Here is a 15,080-nt window from a genome sequence, read left to right on the forward strand (position 1 = left end):
CCGGCTATTTATATTGTTATCCGTCATTACTCAAGCCGTCCCAGATAAATCCGGAGTTGATAAGTGAGCGCGGCATCATACCGGGAATGGCTCCTCAACATGTGCCGCGGCCATAAAAACCCATGAAATGCATGGTTGAACCTATTCCTTACTATACCTATTTCCCCATTTCTTTCTTTCAGAAAACCCCTAAATAAAGATAACGTTTCAAGTCCACATAGAGCTGCAAACCCAAAAGATGCTGAATATTATATTCAGGCGGAAAATGATTTTATTTTTTCTGTTCATATAATCTCATTGCAGCTCTTTACGCCTTTCATTGCCACGCGCCTGTAGATGGAAAGACGTGGCTACCCGCCATCTTTTAATGGGAAGCCGATAACTGGCAGAGATTTTTGACCATGCCGTCTGAGCGTGCCTGCCGCGGTCCCCAAGTGCATTTTGAGAAGATGAGGGGGAATAAAAAAGAGGCTGTCCCGTGGACGGGACAGCCTCTGCTGTTGAGCTGACGCTCAGTCAGGGTTTCTCTGCTTAGGAGAAGCTCTTGATGAGGATCTGGCGCTGTTCTTCCAGTTCGGCCGGGAGCTTCTTGCCCACCTTGTCGAACAGTTCGGTCTGGCTTTCCAGTTCAGCCTGCCATTCGCTCGGGTTGAGGGCCATGTTGGCGTTGAACTGTTCTTCGCTGTAGTCGAGACCGGTCTTGTCCAGTTCGGCATAGGTCGGGGAGACGCCCAGCACGGTCTTCTGGCCTTCCGCCTTGCCCTTGGCGCGGCGGAGGATCCAGTCGAGGACGCGCATGTTGTCGCCGAAGCCCGGCCAGATGAAGTTGCCGTCCTTGTCCTTGCGGAACCAGTTCACGTTGAAGATCAGCGGAGGATTGGCAACGGTCTTGCCCATGTCCAGCCAGTGCTGCCAGTAGTCGCCCACGTTGTAGCCGATGAAGGGAAGCATGGCCATCGGGTCGCGGCGGACCTGGCCGATGTTGCCGAAGGCGGCGGCGGTCATTTCGGAACCCATCGTAGCGCCGACGTAAACGCCGTGCGTCCAGTCGCGGGACTGGAAGACGAGGGGCATGGTGGTGGCGCGGCGGCCGCCGAACAGGATCGCGGAGAGGGAAACGCCTTCCGGGTTCTGCCATTCGGGGTCGATCGTCGGGCACTGGGCGGCGGGAGCGGTGAAGCGGGCGTTCGGGTGAGCGCACTTGCGGCCGCAGTCCGGGGTCCAGTCATTGCCCTGCCAGTCGATGGCGTGGGCGGGAGCGGGGCCGTCCATGCCTTCCCACCAGACGTCGCCGTCGTCGGTCAGGCCTACGTTGGTGAAGATGACGTTTTCCTTGATGGTGTCCATGGCGATCGGGTTCGTCTTGTAGGACGTGCCGGGAGCCACGCCGAAGTAGCCGTTTTCCGGGTTGATGGCGTGGAAGGTGCCGTCTTCATGGGGCCAGATCCAGGCGATGTCGTCACCGATGATGGAGGTCTTCCAGCCGGCTTCACGGTAGGAGGCGGGGGGAACGAGCATGGCCAGGTTGGTCTTGCCGCAGGCGGACGGGAATGCGCCGCCGACGTAGGCCTTCGTGCCGTCCGGGGATTCAATGCCCAGGAGGAGCATGTGTTCAGCCATCCACTTGTTCTTGCGGGCGATGGCGGAGGCGATGCGCAGGGCCAGGCACTTCTTGCCAAGCAGGGCGTTGCCGCCGTAACCGGAACCGAAGGACCAGATTTCTTCCGTTTCCGGGAAGTGGCAGATGTATTTTTCTTCGTTGCAGGGCCACGGCACGTCGATCTGGCCGTCTGCAAGCGGGGCGCCCACGGTGTGGAGGCAGGGAACGAAGGTTCCGTAGCCGTCGCGCTTCGGGTTGCCGCCGCCCTTGACTTCGTCTTCCAAGCGCTTGAGAACGGTTTCACCCATCTTGGTCATGATGCGCATGTTGACCACGACGTAGGGGGAGTCCGTGATTTCAATGCCGATCTTGGCCAGGGGGGAGTCCAGGGGACCCATGCAGAAGGGAATCACGTACATGGTACGGCCCTTCATGCAGCCCTTGAAGAAGCCCTTCAGTTTGGCCTTCATTTCAACGGGGTCAGCCCAGTGGTTGGTCGGGCCTGCGTCTTCTTCCTTCTCGCTGCAGATGAACGTGCGGTCTTCCACACGGGCCACATCGGAGGGGGTGGAACGGGCGAGGAAGCATCCAGGGCGCTTCTCGGGGTTCAGTTTGATAAAGGTGCCCTTTTCTACCATCATGTTGCAAAGCTCATCATTTTCTTCCTGAGAGCCGTTGCACCAATAGATGGAGTCGGGTTGGCAAAGCTGGGCGATTTCTTCGACCCACTTCTTAGCTGCTTCGTGAGTGGTACTCATGGTGCAAAGAGTGTATGCACGGAAATGGGCGTTGGCAAGTCTCCCGTGCGGCTTTTTATGGGGCCGTTTTGTTTCTCCGGGAGGGGAAACCCGGTGCAGGGGAAGGCGTTGCCCGGAATACGGGACGCTCCGGGCTGAAGCGTTCCCGGGGCGCTGTTTTTTCCCTGTTGTTGTGTTCCCGTAAGGAGAAAAAAGCCCGTTTTGACTGGAAATCTGCTTGCCAGCTCGCGCGCTATAGTCTAGGGAAGAATCATGAATGTTAGAAAGTTGATGGCAAATGCGGCGTTTCTGGTGCTGCCGGTCCTGCTGGCAGCATGTTCGGATACCTCGCGCCCGCCCGCCGTCAGCTTCAAGATTCAGAACGTTCCCCCCGTGCCGCGCACCATGTCCCAGATGTCCCGGGAAGTGCACATCAGCCGCGATTTCATGTCCCCGCGCTCCCGCGCGCGGCGCGCCTCCCATTCCATGCATCCGCGCTTCATCACCATCCACAGCACGGCCAACCCCACGGGAGACGCCGCGGCGCATGCCCGTGCGCTGAAAAGGGGAGCCATGGGTTCCCTGAACTGGCATTTTACGGTGGACCAGTACCGGGCCATCCAGCATATTCCGCTGAACGAGACGGGGCGCCATGCGGACCGCGGCGGTCCCGGAGACATGTATTCCATCGGGATTGAGATGGGGGAGGTGAGGAGCCACAACCCCATCGTCACCTGGAACCGTTCCGCCAAGCTGACGGCGGTGCTGATGAAGCAGTACAACATTCCCCTCCGCAATGTGGTGCCCCATTATTACTGGACGGGCAAGAACTGCCCGGCCCCGCTGCTGACCAACGGCCGCCCGGGGCATAAATGGAGCTGGTTCGTCTCCCGCGTGGATTATTACAGGCGCTGTCTGGAAACCCGCCCCGCCGCCGCTCTCTGACGGGCGCGCGGGCATGATGCGATCTGTGAGGAATACGCCTGGACCCATGGCCGGAGAGCTGCTTTTAACGTCCCCCCTGGAGGAGTGCGCCTTCATCCGCCCCAGGGAGCTGGCGGCCATGCAGGCGGCGGGAATGGCCTCCGTGCGGGATTTGCTGTTCATGCTGCCGCGCAGGTATGAGGACCGCCGCATGTTTGACCGTTATGATTCCCTGTCATCCGGTGCGCCCGTCTGTCTGAGGGGGCGGGTGGTGGACGTGGGCTGGAAAGGCTGGGGAGGGAAGGGCGGCAAGGGCCGCGGGCGGTATGTGGAAGCCGTGCTGGTGGATGAGCAATCTTTGGGGCAGGCCCGTTTTTCCTGCCTGTGGTTCAGCATGCCGGGCGTAGCTAGGATGCTGTGCGCCGGGCAGGAGATGATCGTGTACGGGCGCGTGAAGCCGTATGGGAAGAAGCTCAGCATCGTCCATCCGGATTTTGAGATCATCCGGGAGGGGGATGACCAGTCCATCCATTTGAACCGCATTGTTCCCGTTTACAGCGGCCGCATGGGGATTGCCGTGCGCAGGCTGCGGGAAATCGTGTGGGAGGCTCTGGCCCGGCTTTCCCCGGCTCCGGAACCGGAGATTTACGAGTTTGTGCCGGACATCCCGTGCAAAACGGCGTTGAGGGACCTCCATTTTCCGGAGACCGCGGAAGTGCGCGACCGGACCAGAAGGCGGTTTGCGCTGGAGGAGTGCCTGGCGCAGCAGTTGAACGTGGCTTACAGGAGAAGGCGGGCGGATGAAGTGCCCGGCATGCAGACGGCAGGCTCCAGCCATCTGGTGAAGGATTTGGCGGATTCTCTGCCGTTTGAGCTGACGGAGGCCCAGAAGCGCTGCGTGAGGGAGATTTACCGGGATATGAAGGCGCCCCGTTCCATGAACCGCCTGCTCCAGGGGGATGTAGGGTCCGGCAAGACGCTGGTGGCCCTGTGCGCGATGCTGCTGGCTGTGGAACACGGGTATTCCGCCGTGATGATGGCCCCCACCCAGATTCTGGCGGAACAGCATTATTTGAAGTTCCGGCAGATGCTGGACAAGCTGGACGTTCCCGTGTCCCTGGTGACGGCGGACAGGAAGGAGGAATCCCACGTATCCTTCGGGAAGCAGGGGGGGATTGTGGTCGGAACGCATGCCCTGCTGTATGGGAAGAACGTGCCGGAACGGGTGGGCCTGGTCGTGATTGACGAGCAGCACAAATTCGGCGTGAACCAGCGGGAAAAGCTGATTGACCGCGAAGAGCGCCCCGACGTGCTGGTGATGACCGCTACCCCCATTCCCCGCACGCTGACGCTGACTTTTTACGGGGAGCTGGACGTTTCCATCCTGGACGGCGTTCCCGGAGGCCGCGGCGCGGTGGTTACGGCCATCCGCACGGAGAAGGACCAGGAAAAGGTATTGAAGTTCGTCCGGAGCCAGTTGGAGGAAGGCAGGCAGGTTTACGTGGTTTCCCCCCTTATTGACGGGGAGGATTCCCGGAAAGGGAAAGCCGTGACAAAGGAGCTGGACGAGTGGAAGGCGCTGCTGCCGCATGTGGATGTGGGACTGCTGCACGGCAGGATGTCCTCCGAGGAAAAGGAGGCGGTCATGAAGGACTTCCGCGCCAACCGCATCAGCGTGCTGGTAGCTACCACGGTGGTGGAGGTGGGGGTGGATGTGCCGAATGCTACGGTCATGATTATCAATAATGCGGAGAGTTTCGGGCTTTCCCAGCTCCACCAGCTCCGCGGGCGCATAGGCCGCGGGGCGCACAAGTCCTACTGCATCCTGATGACGGAGGCCCGGCCGGAGGATGAACAATGGGAAAAGCTGCATATTGTGGAGACCACGGCCAACGGTTTTGACTTGGCGGAACAGGATTTGAAGCTCCGCGGTCCCGGGGATGTGCTGGGCACTTCCCAGAGCGGCCTGAAGGGCGTGCGCTTTGAGGAATGGCTGCTGGACGCGCGCCTGATTCACCGCGGGCGGGAGCTGGCGGAGGCCATTCTGGCGGAGGATCCCAATCTGGAATCCGCCAAGTACCGCCCCCTCCGTTTTCTGCTGGAAAACGGGGAGGAAAAACGTGTGACGGGGTAAGATTGTCTTCCTGCCGTTTGCTGACAGTCAGACGGTAAGGACTGTATGACAGATATGGGGTGCAACGGTTTCTCTCTTGGAATGAATCTAAAGAGGCAAAGAAGATATTTCTTCTTCAACCCGAACACCGATAAAACAATGATTCAAACGTACCAAATACTCCCCGTGGTGGCCATCGTATGCTCCGCCTCCGCTCTTGCTCAGAACGCTGCCGATCCCGTGCAGATGGTTAAGCAGAATGTCGACCTGATTTCGTCCGCCAACAAGGTTCTGGACGACGTGAAGGACAATGCGGCGGTTGAAATCGCCATCAAGCAGCTCAATGCCCTGACCCAGCAGGCCAAGCAATTGGACAAGGCCATGGAAAAAATGAAGCTCACTTCCGAACAGGCCATCCGGATCACCAAACTGAACGGAGATGCCCAGGATACCATCGTGGACATGCTGGAAAATTGCGAACGCATTCAGAAGGACAAGCTCATGACGCCCGCCCTGCTCAAGGCGGTGAACAATTTCGCTGACGCCGCCAACATTGAAGTGGTGGAAACGATTACGACCGTGGAACAAATTGTGGAAGACTAAATGATCAGCTTGTAAAGACCTTTGACTGGTAGGGCCGCTCCCTGAAAGGAGCGGCCTTATTCTTTGGTGGGAAAGGCGTCTTTAACAAGTCTTCCGGCGGGATTTCATGCTTCCATGGCGGGGTTGGGATTCCCGGCCGGGACCAGGTATCCCGTTCCGGGGTCCATGCCCAGGGAGGAAAGAAGGCTCCTGTGGCGCGGCAGGGATTTGGCGCGGGAGACGGCGGCGGCGGGGTCCAGCACGTTGCCGAAGGTGATGGCGCCCATCGGGCAGGCGAGCTGGCAGGCTGTTTGCGCCGCGCCGTCCGGCAGGAGCAGGTCTTTCTCCGTCACGTGGATGGAAGTGGAGGGCTGGCCCGGGTGTTCCTTCATCAGGCGGGATTTGTGCCTGATTTTGGCGCGTTCCACCATCTGGACGCAGTAGGTGCATTTTTCCATGACGCCGCGGGAACGGACGGTCACGTTCGGATTGCGCTGGAGGCGCGTGGCTTCCCCGGAGGCCTTGGCATAATCAAAAAAATTGAAGCGGCGCGCCTTGTACGGGCAGTTGGTGGCGCAGTACCGGGTACCCCAGCACCGGGCATATACCATGGCGTTCAGGCCCTCCGTGGTGTGGACGGTGGCGTTCACGGGGCACACGGACTCGCACGGGGCCTTGCCGCACTGCTGGCAGGCCACGGGAATGGCGGTGAGCGCCCCTGCCTCCGTGAAATACCGGTCAATGCGAATCCAGTCCAGCGCGCGTCCCTTCGCCATCTGGTCACGGCCCACCACGGGAATGTTATTTTCCGCCCGGCAGGCGATCACGCAGGCATTGCAGCCGATGCAGCGGGACGTGTCGATCGCCATTCTCCATTGGTACACGCCCTCCGCGCCGGACGGCGTGAACGGAGCCGGAGAGGCGCCGGACTGAAGGGTGAAGGGGGAGGGCTGCACGACGGGGCTTTGAACAGCTTCCGTACGTTCCGGAAGGGCGCGCAGGGCGGCCTGTTCCGGGGAAATTCCACAGCCTGCCGTTTTTTTCATCTGACTGCGGAATGCATAACCGTCGGAATTCTCCTGCCTCTCCGCTACGTGGTTCATGCCGCCATACCCCAGGGGAAGAACCATCAGGTTCTCCGCCACTCCGGGAATGGGGCACAGGATGGCTTCCATCCGTCCGCCGGGGACGGTCAGAGTGCAGAGCATCGGCCCGGAATCCGCGCCTCCCAGCCGCCGGAAGGTGGCGGGGGAAACCTGTGCGGACGCCGCCCAGCTGACGCCCGTTACGGGGTCCGGGCATTCCTGCATCCAGGCGTTGCGCTTCCAGCGGCCGTCCCCGATGGAATAATCCGGGCAGAATTGCAGTTCCAGCAGGCCGTTTTCCAATCCGCTTCCGCTGTTGCCGGAGGGAGCAACGGGCGCTTGCGCCATGGCGGTTCCGAGGGCCGTTTCTTCCTGCGGGGACAGGGGGGGATAAGCCGTTTCTTCCGAATAGCCGCGCTGGAGCGCCTGTGTCCAGGCCGCAGTCTTGTTTTCCGGATTCACGGCGCGTTCAAAACATTTGCGCGCCCGGTGGTAAACGGGGGAAAGGTGCGTGGGCGAATTGTCCGACGTGATGAGGTGGCCCTTGGTGGAAAGCAGCCCGGAAAGCACTTCTTCCGCAGAAATGCCCCCGTACAGGGGAAGAATGACGGGCTGGCGGTAGCAGAATCTGCCGCGGCAGTCCCGTTCCACTCCCCATGATTCCAGAAAATGGGCCGCCGGCAAATGCCATCGGCAGGCGCGTGAGGTTTCATCCTCATACATCCCCAGATGAATGCTCTCCGTTCCGTTCAGGGCTTCCGCCAGTGCGGAGCCGTGCCCGGAATCCAGCACGGGATTTCCCGAATCCAGCAGGAAGGCGATATCCACCTCTTTCTTCCGGATATCCCGGATGAAATCCTCCAGCGTTCCGTGGGGCGGCGTGGACGGAGCCTTCAACAACTGGACGCACGTTCCGATAGAGCCGAGAAGGAGGTTGAGCTTCCAGACGCTTGCGGACAGTTCCGGATGATTGTCCCCCAGCAGGACCACGCTTTCTCCGGGATGGCTGGATAAATCGTCCGCGCAGTGGCGGAGCCAGGTGAATTCCCTTTCCGTCAGGGAGCGGTCCGTCTGCCGGGGAGGCTCTAGCGTCTGAAGGGAGGTTTTTTTACCGGAGAGATAGCGGAACAATTCCTCCAGAAAGACCGCCAGGCGCGCGGGGGAAACGGGCAGCCTGTGGTCGGCATGGGCTCCGGTCAGGGAAACGCGGCCCTCCACGGCGTAAAGGCGCGTGCGGTTCCGGTTTTCTTCCTTGTAATGGAGGCCCTCCGGGGAACGGGCGGCAATGAAATCACGCGTATTGCCGTAGGGATTCTCATGAAGGAAATCGCAATCCAGGGCAAGGATGCGTTTGGCGCGTGCGAAACGCACGCGGAAGCGGGCCTTCTGCGGCAAGCCTGCCTGCATGCCGGAGCCCGGCGTGGGAACGGGAGAATAGCGGTAAATCCGCACGCCGGGGTTTTTCCTGCCGATTTCCTCCAGCATGGAGTGCATCAGGGGAGAATCCGTGGCGGGAAGAAGGATGCCGATATGGCCGCCGTCCCGCAGGTTGCGGGACCAGGAGGAAAAGGCTCCGCGGAATTCGTCCCCGGAAGCCGGCTTGCCGTTAAAGAGGATATGCTTGCTGCGGCCTGGGTCGTAAAGGTCCAGAATGGAAGCCTGGGCCGTGGCCGGCAAGCCCGGGCCTTCCGGATATTGCAGGGAGGGAAGCAGCTTGACGGGACGCCCTTCATAACAGGCGGCCAGCACGGGCAGCGCGCTCCCGCCCATGGCCAGGCAGGTGGCGTAAGCCGTTTCCACGCCGGGCACGGACCATTCCGGTCCTTCATTATAGGGAACCAGGTATTTTTCCACACGGCGGCAGGCCGGAAGCCCCACCCCCACCAGGACTGCGCCCGCGCCCATCCATTTCATGAAGGAGCGCCGCGTCATTTCCCGCTCTTCTTCCGGAAGAAAAGCGGGGTGGCCCTGGGGAGCTTCATTCTGGTGAAATGGGGGAAGGGGAGTCAAACCGGAGGATGATGTGGATTAACGGGAAATGGGAACGGCTTGTTTTAGGCAATCCGGAAGGTGAAATCAAGCGGTGATTACCGGCTGCACCCATCTTCAGGGCAGCGGAAGTCCGTGGAAAAAGGGCATCCGTCCTTTTTTTGACGGTATTCAATGTAATTCATTACGGCCTCAAGCTGGGGATCGTTCAGCAGGATGGCCCTGGATTCATAATCCCCGCAATTTTCCGGAACGAGGGGAAGGTAGTCCATGGCGTCGCAGGTTTCAAGCTGGCCGCGGAGGTCCAGCGTCAGCCATGCCGGCAGGAGAAAACGGTATCCCTTTGGATCGGTAAAAACCAGGGCGTCCCGGCATGCCCGGATCATGGAAGGGGTGATGCGGCGCCAGTCGGTCCGCTCTTCACAGGGGCCGATGGCGTCACAGGTTTCCCTGGGGGCGTACATGTCGATGAGTTCCGTCGTCATCAGGCCGATGCCGTCTTCCAGAATGACGCCGTCAAAGGCGGAATCTATTTGTTCCAGGAGAAGTTCTTCTTCATGCGAAACAGGTTTGGGGGCGGGGAAGGGGTTGGAAAATTCCTGCTGAAAATAAGCCAGAATATGCGGGACCGCTTCTTCCGGAGGGCAGGAGTAAACAATGCCGAGGTCCAATTCCATAACTTCATCATACAGTAACGGTCCGGCATTCATCTATCGCGAAAATGGAAGGTATGATGACTGGAAAGGCATGTTTGCCGGGAGCCGGCCTGCGCCCGGTGGTCAATGGTGGCAGGCGGTGCAGTCCATTCTTGGCTGAATCTTCCACTGGTGTTTCAGGAAATCTCCCAATTGAAGCGGAGTTTGGATGCGGTTTCCCTCCCCGTCCCGGATGGAATGCGTGCGAAGGTAATCCGCGGCGGAATAATGGGAGCTGGCCGTCTCCTCCAGCGGGCGCAGGTGCGGGGCGGGGTCGCGGTGGCAGTCCAGGCACCACTGCATGCGGGCATCGCGCGGAGCCCTGATGCGTTCCATGCCTGCCACGTCCCCATGGCAGGAAGTGCAGCCGATGCCGCGGTTCAGGTGGGCCATGTGGTTGAAATAGGCATGGCCGGACAGGCGGTTGACCATGATCCAGCGGACCGGTTCCCCCGTATAGCCGGGAAATTGGGGGTCCGCCGCCGCTCGCAGCGGAGCGATGAGCGGGCTGTCCGGGAGAATATGCTGGTGGCAGCCCAGGCAGGACTTCGTATCCGGAATGCCGGCCCTGGGAGAGCGCTGGGCGGCGCTGTGGCAGGCCGTGCAGCTCATCTTCAGGTCTCCGGCGTGGAGCTTGTGGGAAAAACGCACCGGCTGCACGGGTTCATACTCCGGAATCTGGAAATTGACGTAATACACCCCACCCAGCGCCAGCGCGGCGGCAAGCGCAATCAGCGCGACGCCTCCGTAAAAGCGCCTGTTGGTATTGGGTGGAAAGATGTTGGCCATGGTCCGGTAGAGAGAAAAGGCGGGACCCGCCGTCAGGCCGCTCTGCCCGGCCGCGGAATGCGGGCGGGAGGCAGAGGCGTATCCATCGTCAGGTCTTCAGGCACCAGCCGCGTGGCGCTCTTCTTAATCTGTTCCCAGGTGATGCGCTGCCCGGTATGGGCCGCTTCACGCCCCATGATGGCGACCAGCGTTTTATTGGCCGCGCTTTCCAGCGTTTGTTTCCAGGTTCCGGAGCGGAGGAAACGGTAAAAGGCCACGTGCGTGTCCGCGTACATATTGCCCCGTTCCCCGCGGAAACGCCAGCGCTTATCCGCCTGGATATGGGGGCGGTACGGGGTGACCAGCATCCCTTTTTCACAAACCGTCCGGTCCACGATCTCCCCGTGGCAGCCTACCCACTGCCTGCATGAAATGTGGGCGGCCACGTTGTGGTCGTACTCGAAATAAACGTCGTAATGGTCCCACACGTCGCCGTCGTCCCGGCGCTGGGCGCGTCCTCCGGAGCCGAAGGCCGCCAGCGGAAGCTGCTCGTTCATGGACCATACCATGCCGTCGATCGTGTGGACGATCTGTTCCACGAACTGACCGCCGCTCAGCCAGTTCCAGGCGGTCCAGTTGCGGAGGGCCCACGCCACGTCCGTATCCGAGGAAGGGCGGGAATCCAGGGCCAGCGGGGATTTGGGGGGCGTGGTGTAATACAGTCCGTCAAAGGAAAGCACGCGTCCCAGTTCTCCGGAGGAAAGCTTGCGGTGGGCTTCCTCATTCGCCTTGTCATAGCGCCAGCAGAACCCGTCCAGAATTACCAGATTCTTAAGCTTTGCCAGACGCGCGGACTCCAGCACGGAAAGCACGCCGGGAACATCCACCGCCACGGGCTTCTCCGCATAAATGTGCTTGCCGGCGTCAATGGCCGCCGCCAGATGCTCCGGACGGAAGGCGGGAGGCGTGCAGAGCAGCACCACGTCAATATCCGTTTGAAGCAGCTTCTTGTAACCGTCCAGGCCGTCGAACAGGCGGCTCTTGTCCAGCTGGACGCGGCTGCCGTACTGTTCCGTCAGCAAATTGGAGCCGAAATCAATCCGTTCCCGAAACACGTCCGCCAGCGCCCAGACTACCGTTCCGGGGTCGGCGTCCAGCGCGTTCTTCATGGCGCCCAGGCCGCGGCCTCCGCAGCCTACCAGACCCACCTTGAGCGGTCTTGCGTCCGTCAGAGCTTCCGCGGCGTTCAGATAGGGCATGGCTGCCAGGAACCCGGCCGTTCCAGCGGCGGTTCTCAAAAAGCGGCGTCTGTTCCAAATAGGGTAACCCATCTCAGCGGAATTATACGGCGTCAGCCCATGGAATCAAACGCTGTATTGAAATGGTGACGCAAAAAGTAGACGCAACCTCCGTTTCCGGAAATTGCGTCTACTGAGGGAACCAATGAATGCACTATATTCTGGCTATTAGGTTGAACAGGGCTACTCCCCCTGTTCAGGAAGCAAAGCGCACGCTGCGGAATATTTTGTCTGAAAAAACATTTCGTGAGAGTAAAAAACTGATTTGACTCCGGAATCCCCAGTGTTCATGATAAATCCAATGAGGCCTCCGGCTTTCCAACCAATCATCATGATGAAGCAAAATCTCATTCCTTTTACAGCGGTTTTGGCGGCATTTGCCCTTGTTTCCTGTGACGGCGGCAAAAAACAGGATCAATCCCCGGATGCCTCTGCCGCCAGCGAACAGGCCATTCCCAAAACGCCGGGAGAAAAAATCCTGGCCGTTCTCCTTCTTATTCAGGACCAGGCTACGGCAAACGCCCATGCGGCGGAGGTGAAGGAGCTGGCCGTGGCCCTTCCCAAGGACATTCCCCATCAAGAAAGCGTGAACATCATGAATGAACTGCTCCGTCTGGCCAGCCGGGAATGCTATGGTTCCCTGTCTCTGGAAGACGCCTTGAAGGGCATCCAGTTTGACGCCGGGGAATACACGGGCAGCGTGCCTCTGGACGTGGATGGCTTTGAACCTACCCCGGACGAGCCGAAAAAGTAAATTCCCCGTGCCGGGAAACGATGGACCGTTTCTGCGCCTTTCCCGTCCCGTTCTTCCGGGAAGGGAGAGGCGTTGCTTTTCGGGCGCCGGATACGGAAGATAAATGTCCCGGTTTCCAGGCTGTTCCGGAGGGGACGGTTTTCCTGCGGTTCAGGGAAACACTCTGAATCTTTCTCCTGCTGGAAAAACATGCTGGAGGAAAAGGAGCGGAAAGATGTTCCCCTTCCGTTCTCCGGAATTTTTTTGCCCGGCTGATGGGGCAACGCCGTAAAAAGGAAGCTCAGGGCAGGGGGCGGCGCAATTCTTCAATGGCTTCCGCCATATCTTCCCGCGTAATCTTCTTGGAAATGCCTGCTTCCCCCGCCTTGGAAAGCAGAACGAAGCGGATGGTTCCGGCCCGGAACTTCTTGTCGGACGCTGTCTTCTTGAGAACCGTTTCCGTATCAATGTCATCCGGGAGAACCAGGGGAAGTTCCAGAGCCTGGAGGGTGCAAAGAATCTTCTTGGCGTCGGAAGAGCTCAACCCGGCTTTCCGTTCGCTCAGGAACAGGGCGGCGCGCATGCCGAGCGCCACGGCTTCCCCGTGCAGGATGGTGCCGTAGGGAACAGCGGCTTCAATGCCGTGGCCGATGGTATGGCCGAAATTGAGCAGGGCGCGGATATCCAGCGTTTCCAATTCATCATTCTCCACGATGCGGGCCTTGATCGCCACGTTCCGGGCAATCAGATCGGGGAGTTTGGCGATGGTATTCAGGGAAAAGCCGATGGAAAGCTCCGGTCCCAGGCCTTTCAATTCATGGAGCATGGAAGCATCCCGGATGGCCGCGTGCTTGGCGGCTTCCGCCAGGCCTTCCGCCAGCGTGCGGCGGTCCAGGGTCACCAGTGTGGTGGGGTCGATCACGACAACGGCCGGCTGATGGAACGCGCCTGCCAGGTTTTTCCCTTCCGGAATATTGACGGCAGTCTTGCCCCCTACGGAACTGTCCACCTGGGCGACTACCGTCGTAGGAATCTGCATGAAAGGAATGCCGCGGTAATAAATGGAAGCTACGAAGCCGGCCAGGTCTCCCACCACGCCGCCGCCCAGGGCGGCAATGCACCCGGTGCGGTCAATGCCCGCCCGTACCAGCTCGGAACACAGTTCCTGGGCCTGCAGCATATTCTTGGACGCTTCTCCGGCATCCACCACATGCAGGCTGGGCATGAACCCAGCGCTCTCCAGGGACTTCATCACGCGTTCCGCATAAAGCGGGGCTACGCAGGTATCCGTAATAATCGCAATCTTGCCGTCCAGTCCGGCGCGGTAGGCAAACTCACCCACGCGGTCCAGCGCGCCGTTTTCCACGTGGATATCGTAGGAACGTTCCCCGAGAGCAAGAGAAATGGTAGGCATGGGGCCAGTATGAGGCATTCCGGAAGGAAGCTCAAACGGAAAGTGCGAAGGAGGCAAAGAAGATGCAATCCGCCTCTAATGCGTCCTTGTCTTAGGCGCCAGCGGGGAAAGGGTTTCCAGAATAACCTTTAAATGTTCCGCGCGTGCAGGCGTAAAGCCGCCGTCATCCTTCCAGATGATATTGCCGTTGCCGTCCAGCAGTACAATCGCGGTCTCCGCCTTCTTGTGGAGGGAAAGCCTGCGGCGCACGAAAGCCTGGTCGTAATAGGAAATAAGGGAATTGGTCTTCATGTAGAAATCCGGAATATCCCCCAGGGCCTGTGTAAAGGCGGGAACGTCCCCCTCAATGGGAGGCGGCTGCAGGACCAGCAGAATATTGTACTCCACCGGGGTGGGCGTATGCTTGTACTGCTTGCGGAGGTCTTCGCAGAACGGAAGCCACTTCTTCATGCTGTACAGGGTTTCCGGATGAAAAACGGTCAGCATGATATGGAAGCTTTTAGGCACGATGGGTGGAAGGGAAACGTTATCCCCCAGCAAATTCATGCCGTTGATATCCGGAAAACGGTAACGTCCGTTCCCTCCTCCATAAGGATGCTCGGGGTCGGGCGTTGGCAAGTGGATTTCCTGATTCTTCATGCGCGATTAGACAAAATTCAGGCGGGGATTGTTCATGGGAAGGGTTAAGTGAGACAGGTCGCGGAAAAAAGAATCTCCGTCCGTGCGTGGCCTTGGAGAAAAAGAAAGTAAGGGATAGAAATAAAGGTATCGGCAAAGAAGGCGAGCCGTCGGCCCTTGTAAAAGGAAAAAAGAAAACCTCTTCCCCCTTGAGCTGTTGAAACTCCTCGCTCGGCCAGCCCTTCTTCCCTCCTTCTTTTCTCCGGGGCGCCGATATCGTAAAAAGGAAGAACCCCCCCTCTCGTTCTCGCCGGCAAAGGGAAGGGCTCCTGGACCTTTGGGAAGACTGCTGCGCCATCTGAAAAGAAAATGTTCAAAAAAATGGCACGAGGGAGGGGGAGTATGACAAAAGCCTAACTATTTTATAAATTGGAAGTTATGAATGGACATGACAAAATGGATGAAAGGGTCTCCGCAAAAACGACTCGAAAAAAATTGACAAGGGAGGTGAAAATGGTAGACTT

The 15,080-nt window shown here is 59.3% G+C and carries 12 protein-coding genes; 4 read left to right on the forward strand and 8 right to left on the reverse strand.

The annotated features are described in order from the left end of the window. Positions 1-531: 531 nt before the first annotated feature. Positions 532-2,358, reverse strand: a complete 1,827-nt coding sequence (locus HJW02_RS10660) for a phosphoenolpyruvate carboxykinase (GTP) (RefSeq protein WP_102721282.1) — start codon at positions 2,356-2,358, stop codon at positions 532-534. 252 nt (positions 2,359-2,610) lie between these two features. On the opposite strand from HJW02_RS10660, the gene HJW02_RS10665 reads away from it, so the two are divergent. From HJW02_RS10665 to HJW02_RS10675, 3 genes are all read left to right on the forward strand, one after another. Further along, positions 2,611-3,282, forward strand: coding sequence for an N-acetylmuramoyl-L-alanine amidase (locus HJW02_RS10665; protein WP_102721283.1), 672 nt, complete (start codon positions 2,611-2,613; stop codon positions 3,280-3,282). Positions 3,283-3,328: 46 nt separating this feature from the next. Continuing rightward, positions 3,329-5,395, forward strand: a complete 2,067-nt coding sequence (gene recG / locus HJW02_RS10670) for an ATP-dependent DNA helicase RecG (RefSeq protein ID WP_180970992.1) — start codon at positions 3,329-3,331, stop codon at positions 5,393-5,395. 138 nt (positions 5,396-5,533) lie between these two features. Beyond that, positions 5,534-5,977, forward strand: coding sequence for a hypothetical protein (locus tag HJW02_RS10675; RefSeq protein WP_102721285.1), 444 nt, complete (start codon positions 5,534-5,536; stop codon positions 5,975-5,977). Between the two features lie 104 nt (positions 5,978-6,081). Here the strand turns inward: HJW02_RS10675 and HJW02_RS10680 are convergent, their stop codons facing one another. From HJW02_RS10680 to HJW02_RS10695, 4 genes are all read right to left on the reverse strand, one after another. Beyond that, on the reverse strand, positions 6,082-9,051 hold the full coding sequence (locus HJW02_RS10680) for a 4Fe-4S dicluster domain-containing protein (RefSeq protein ID WP_102721286.1): 2,970 nt from the start codon (positions 9,049-9,051) through the stop codon (positions 6,082-6,084). Between the two features lie 77 nt (positions 9,052-9,128). After that, a complete protein-coding gene (locus HJW02_RS10685; RefSeq protein WP_102721287.1) occupies positions 9,129-9,707 on the reverse strand; it encodes a DUF6714 family protein in 579 nt (192 codons plus the stop codon). Between the two features lie 102 nt (positions 9,708-9,809). Continuing rightward, positions 9,810-10,514 carry a cytochrome c3 family protein gene (locus HJW02_RS10690; RefSeq protein ID WP_102721288.1) on the reverse strand — a complete coding sequence of 235 codons (705 nt, stop codon included), beginning with the start codon at positions 10,512-10,514 and terminating at the stop codon, positions 9,810-9,812. 32 nt (positions 10,515-10,546) lie between these two features. Further along, entirely contained in the window at positions 10,547-11,752 is a 1,206-nt protein-coding gene (locus HJW02_RS10695; protein ID WP_022398104.1) for a Gfo/Idh/MocA family oxidoreductase, read from the reverse strand. Between the two features lie 370 nt (positions 11,753-12,122). Here HJW02_RS10695 and HJW02_RS10700 point away from each other — a divergent pair, with 370 nt between their 5' ends. Next, a complete protein-coding gene (locus HJW02_RS10700) occupies positions 12,123-12,545 on the forward strand; it encodes a hypothetical protein (RefSeq protein WP_102733143.1) in 423 nt (140 codons plus the stop codon). A gap of 280 nt (positions 12,546-12,825) precedes the next feature. Here HJW02_RS10700 and aroB read toward each other — a convergent pair whose 3' ends face one another. From aroB to HJW02_RS10715, 3 genes are all read right to left on the reverse strand, one after another. Continuing rightward, the gene (aroB, locus tag HJW02_RS10705; RefSeq protein WP_022398102.1) at positions 12,826-13,938 is read right to left on the reverse strand and encodes a 3-dehydroquinate synthase; all 1,113 of its coding nucleotides are present in this window, start codon (positions 13,936-13,938) and stop codon (positions 12,826-12,828) included. A 75-nt stretch (positions 13,939-14,013) separates the two neighbouring features. Then, the gene (locus HJW02_RS10710) at positions 14,014-14,577 is read right to left on the reverse strand and encodes a hypothetical protein (protein ID WP_022398101.1); all 564 of its coding nucleotides are present in this window, start codon (positions 14,575-14,577) and stop codon (positions 14,014-14,016) included. A 44-nt stretch (positions 14,578-14,621) separates the two neighbouring features. Then, positions 14,622-14,933, reverse strand: a complete 312-nt coding sequence (locus tag HJW02_RS10715) for a hypothetical protein (protein WP_102749296.1) — start codon at positions 14,931-14,933, stop codon at positions 14,622-14,624. Positions 14,934-15,080 lie beyond the last annotated feature (147 nt).

The sequence above is a fragment of the Akkermansia sp. GGCC_0220 genome (assembly GCF_017566105.1).
GTDB classification, from domain to species: Bacteria; Verrucomicrobiota; Verrucomicrobiia; order Verrucomicrobiales; family Akkermansiaceae; genus Akkermansia; species Akkermansia massiliensis.

Bases quoted from the DNA above. Each gene is read 5' to 3' on its own strand.
- HJW02_RS10660 (WP_102721282.1), bottom strand. From the start codon at position 2,358: ATGAGTACCACTCACGAAGCAGCTAAGAAGTGGGTCGAAGAAATCGCC.
- HJW02_RS10675 (WP_102721285.1), top strand. From the start codon at position 5,534: ATGATTCAAACGTACCAAATACTCCCCGTGGTGGCCATCGTATGCTCC.
- HJW02_RS10700 (WP_102733143.1), top strand. From the start codon at position 12,123: ATGATGAAGCAAAATCTCATTCCTTTTACAGCGGTTTTGGCGGCATTT.
- HJW02_RS10665 (WP_102721283.1), top strand. From the start codon at position 2,611: ATGAATGTTAGAAAGTTGATGGCAAATGCGGCGTTTCTGGTGCTGCCG.
- HJW02_RS10690 (WP_102721288.1), bottom strand. From the start codon at position 10,514: ATGGCCAACATCTTTCCACCCAATACCAACAGGCGCTTTTACGGAGGC.
- aroB (WP_022398102.1), bottom strand. From the start codon at position 13,938: ATGCCTACCATTTCTCTTGCTCTCGGGGAACGTTCCTACGATATCCAC.
- HJW02_RS10710 (WP_022398101.1), bottom strand. From the start codon at position 14,577: ATGAAGAATCAGGAAATCCACTTGCCAACGCCCGACCCCGAGCATCCT.
- HJW02_RS10685 (WP_102721287.1), bottom strand. From the start codon at position 9,707: ATGGAATTGGACCTCGGCATTGTTTACTCCTGCCCTCCGGAAGAAGCG.
- recG (WP_180970992.1), top strand. From the start codon at position 3,329: ATGGCCGGAGAGCTGCTTTTAACGTCCCCCCTGGAGGAGTGCGCCTTC.
- HJW02_RS10695 (WP_022398104.1), bottom strand. From the start codon at position 11,752: ATGCCCTATCTGAACGCCGCGGAAGCTCTGACGGACGCAAGACCGCTC.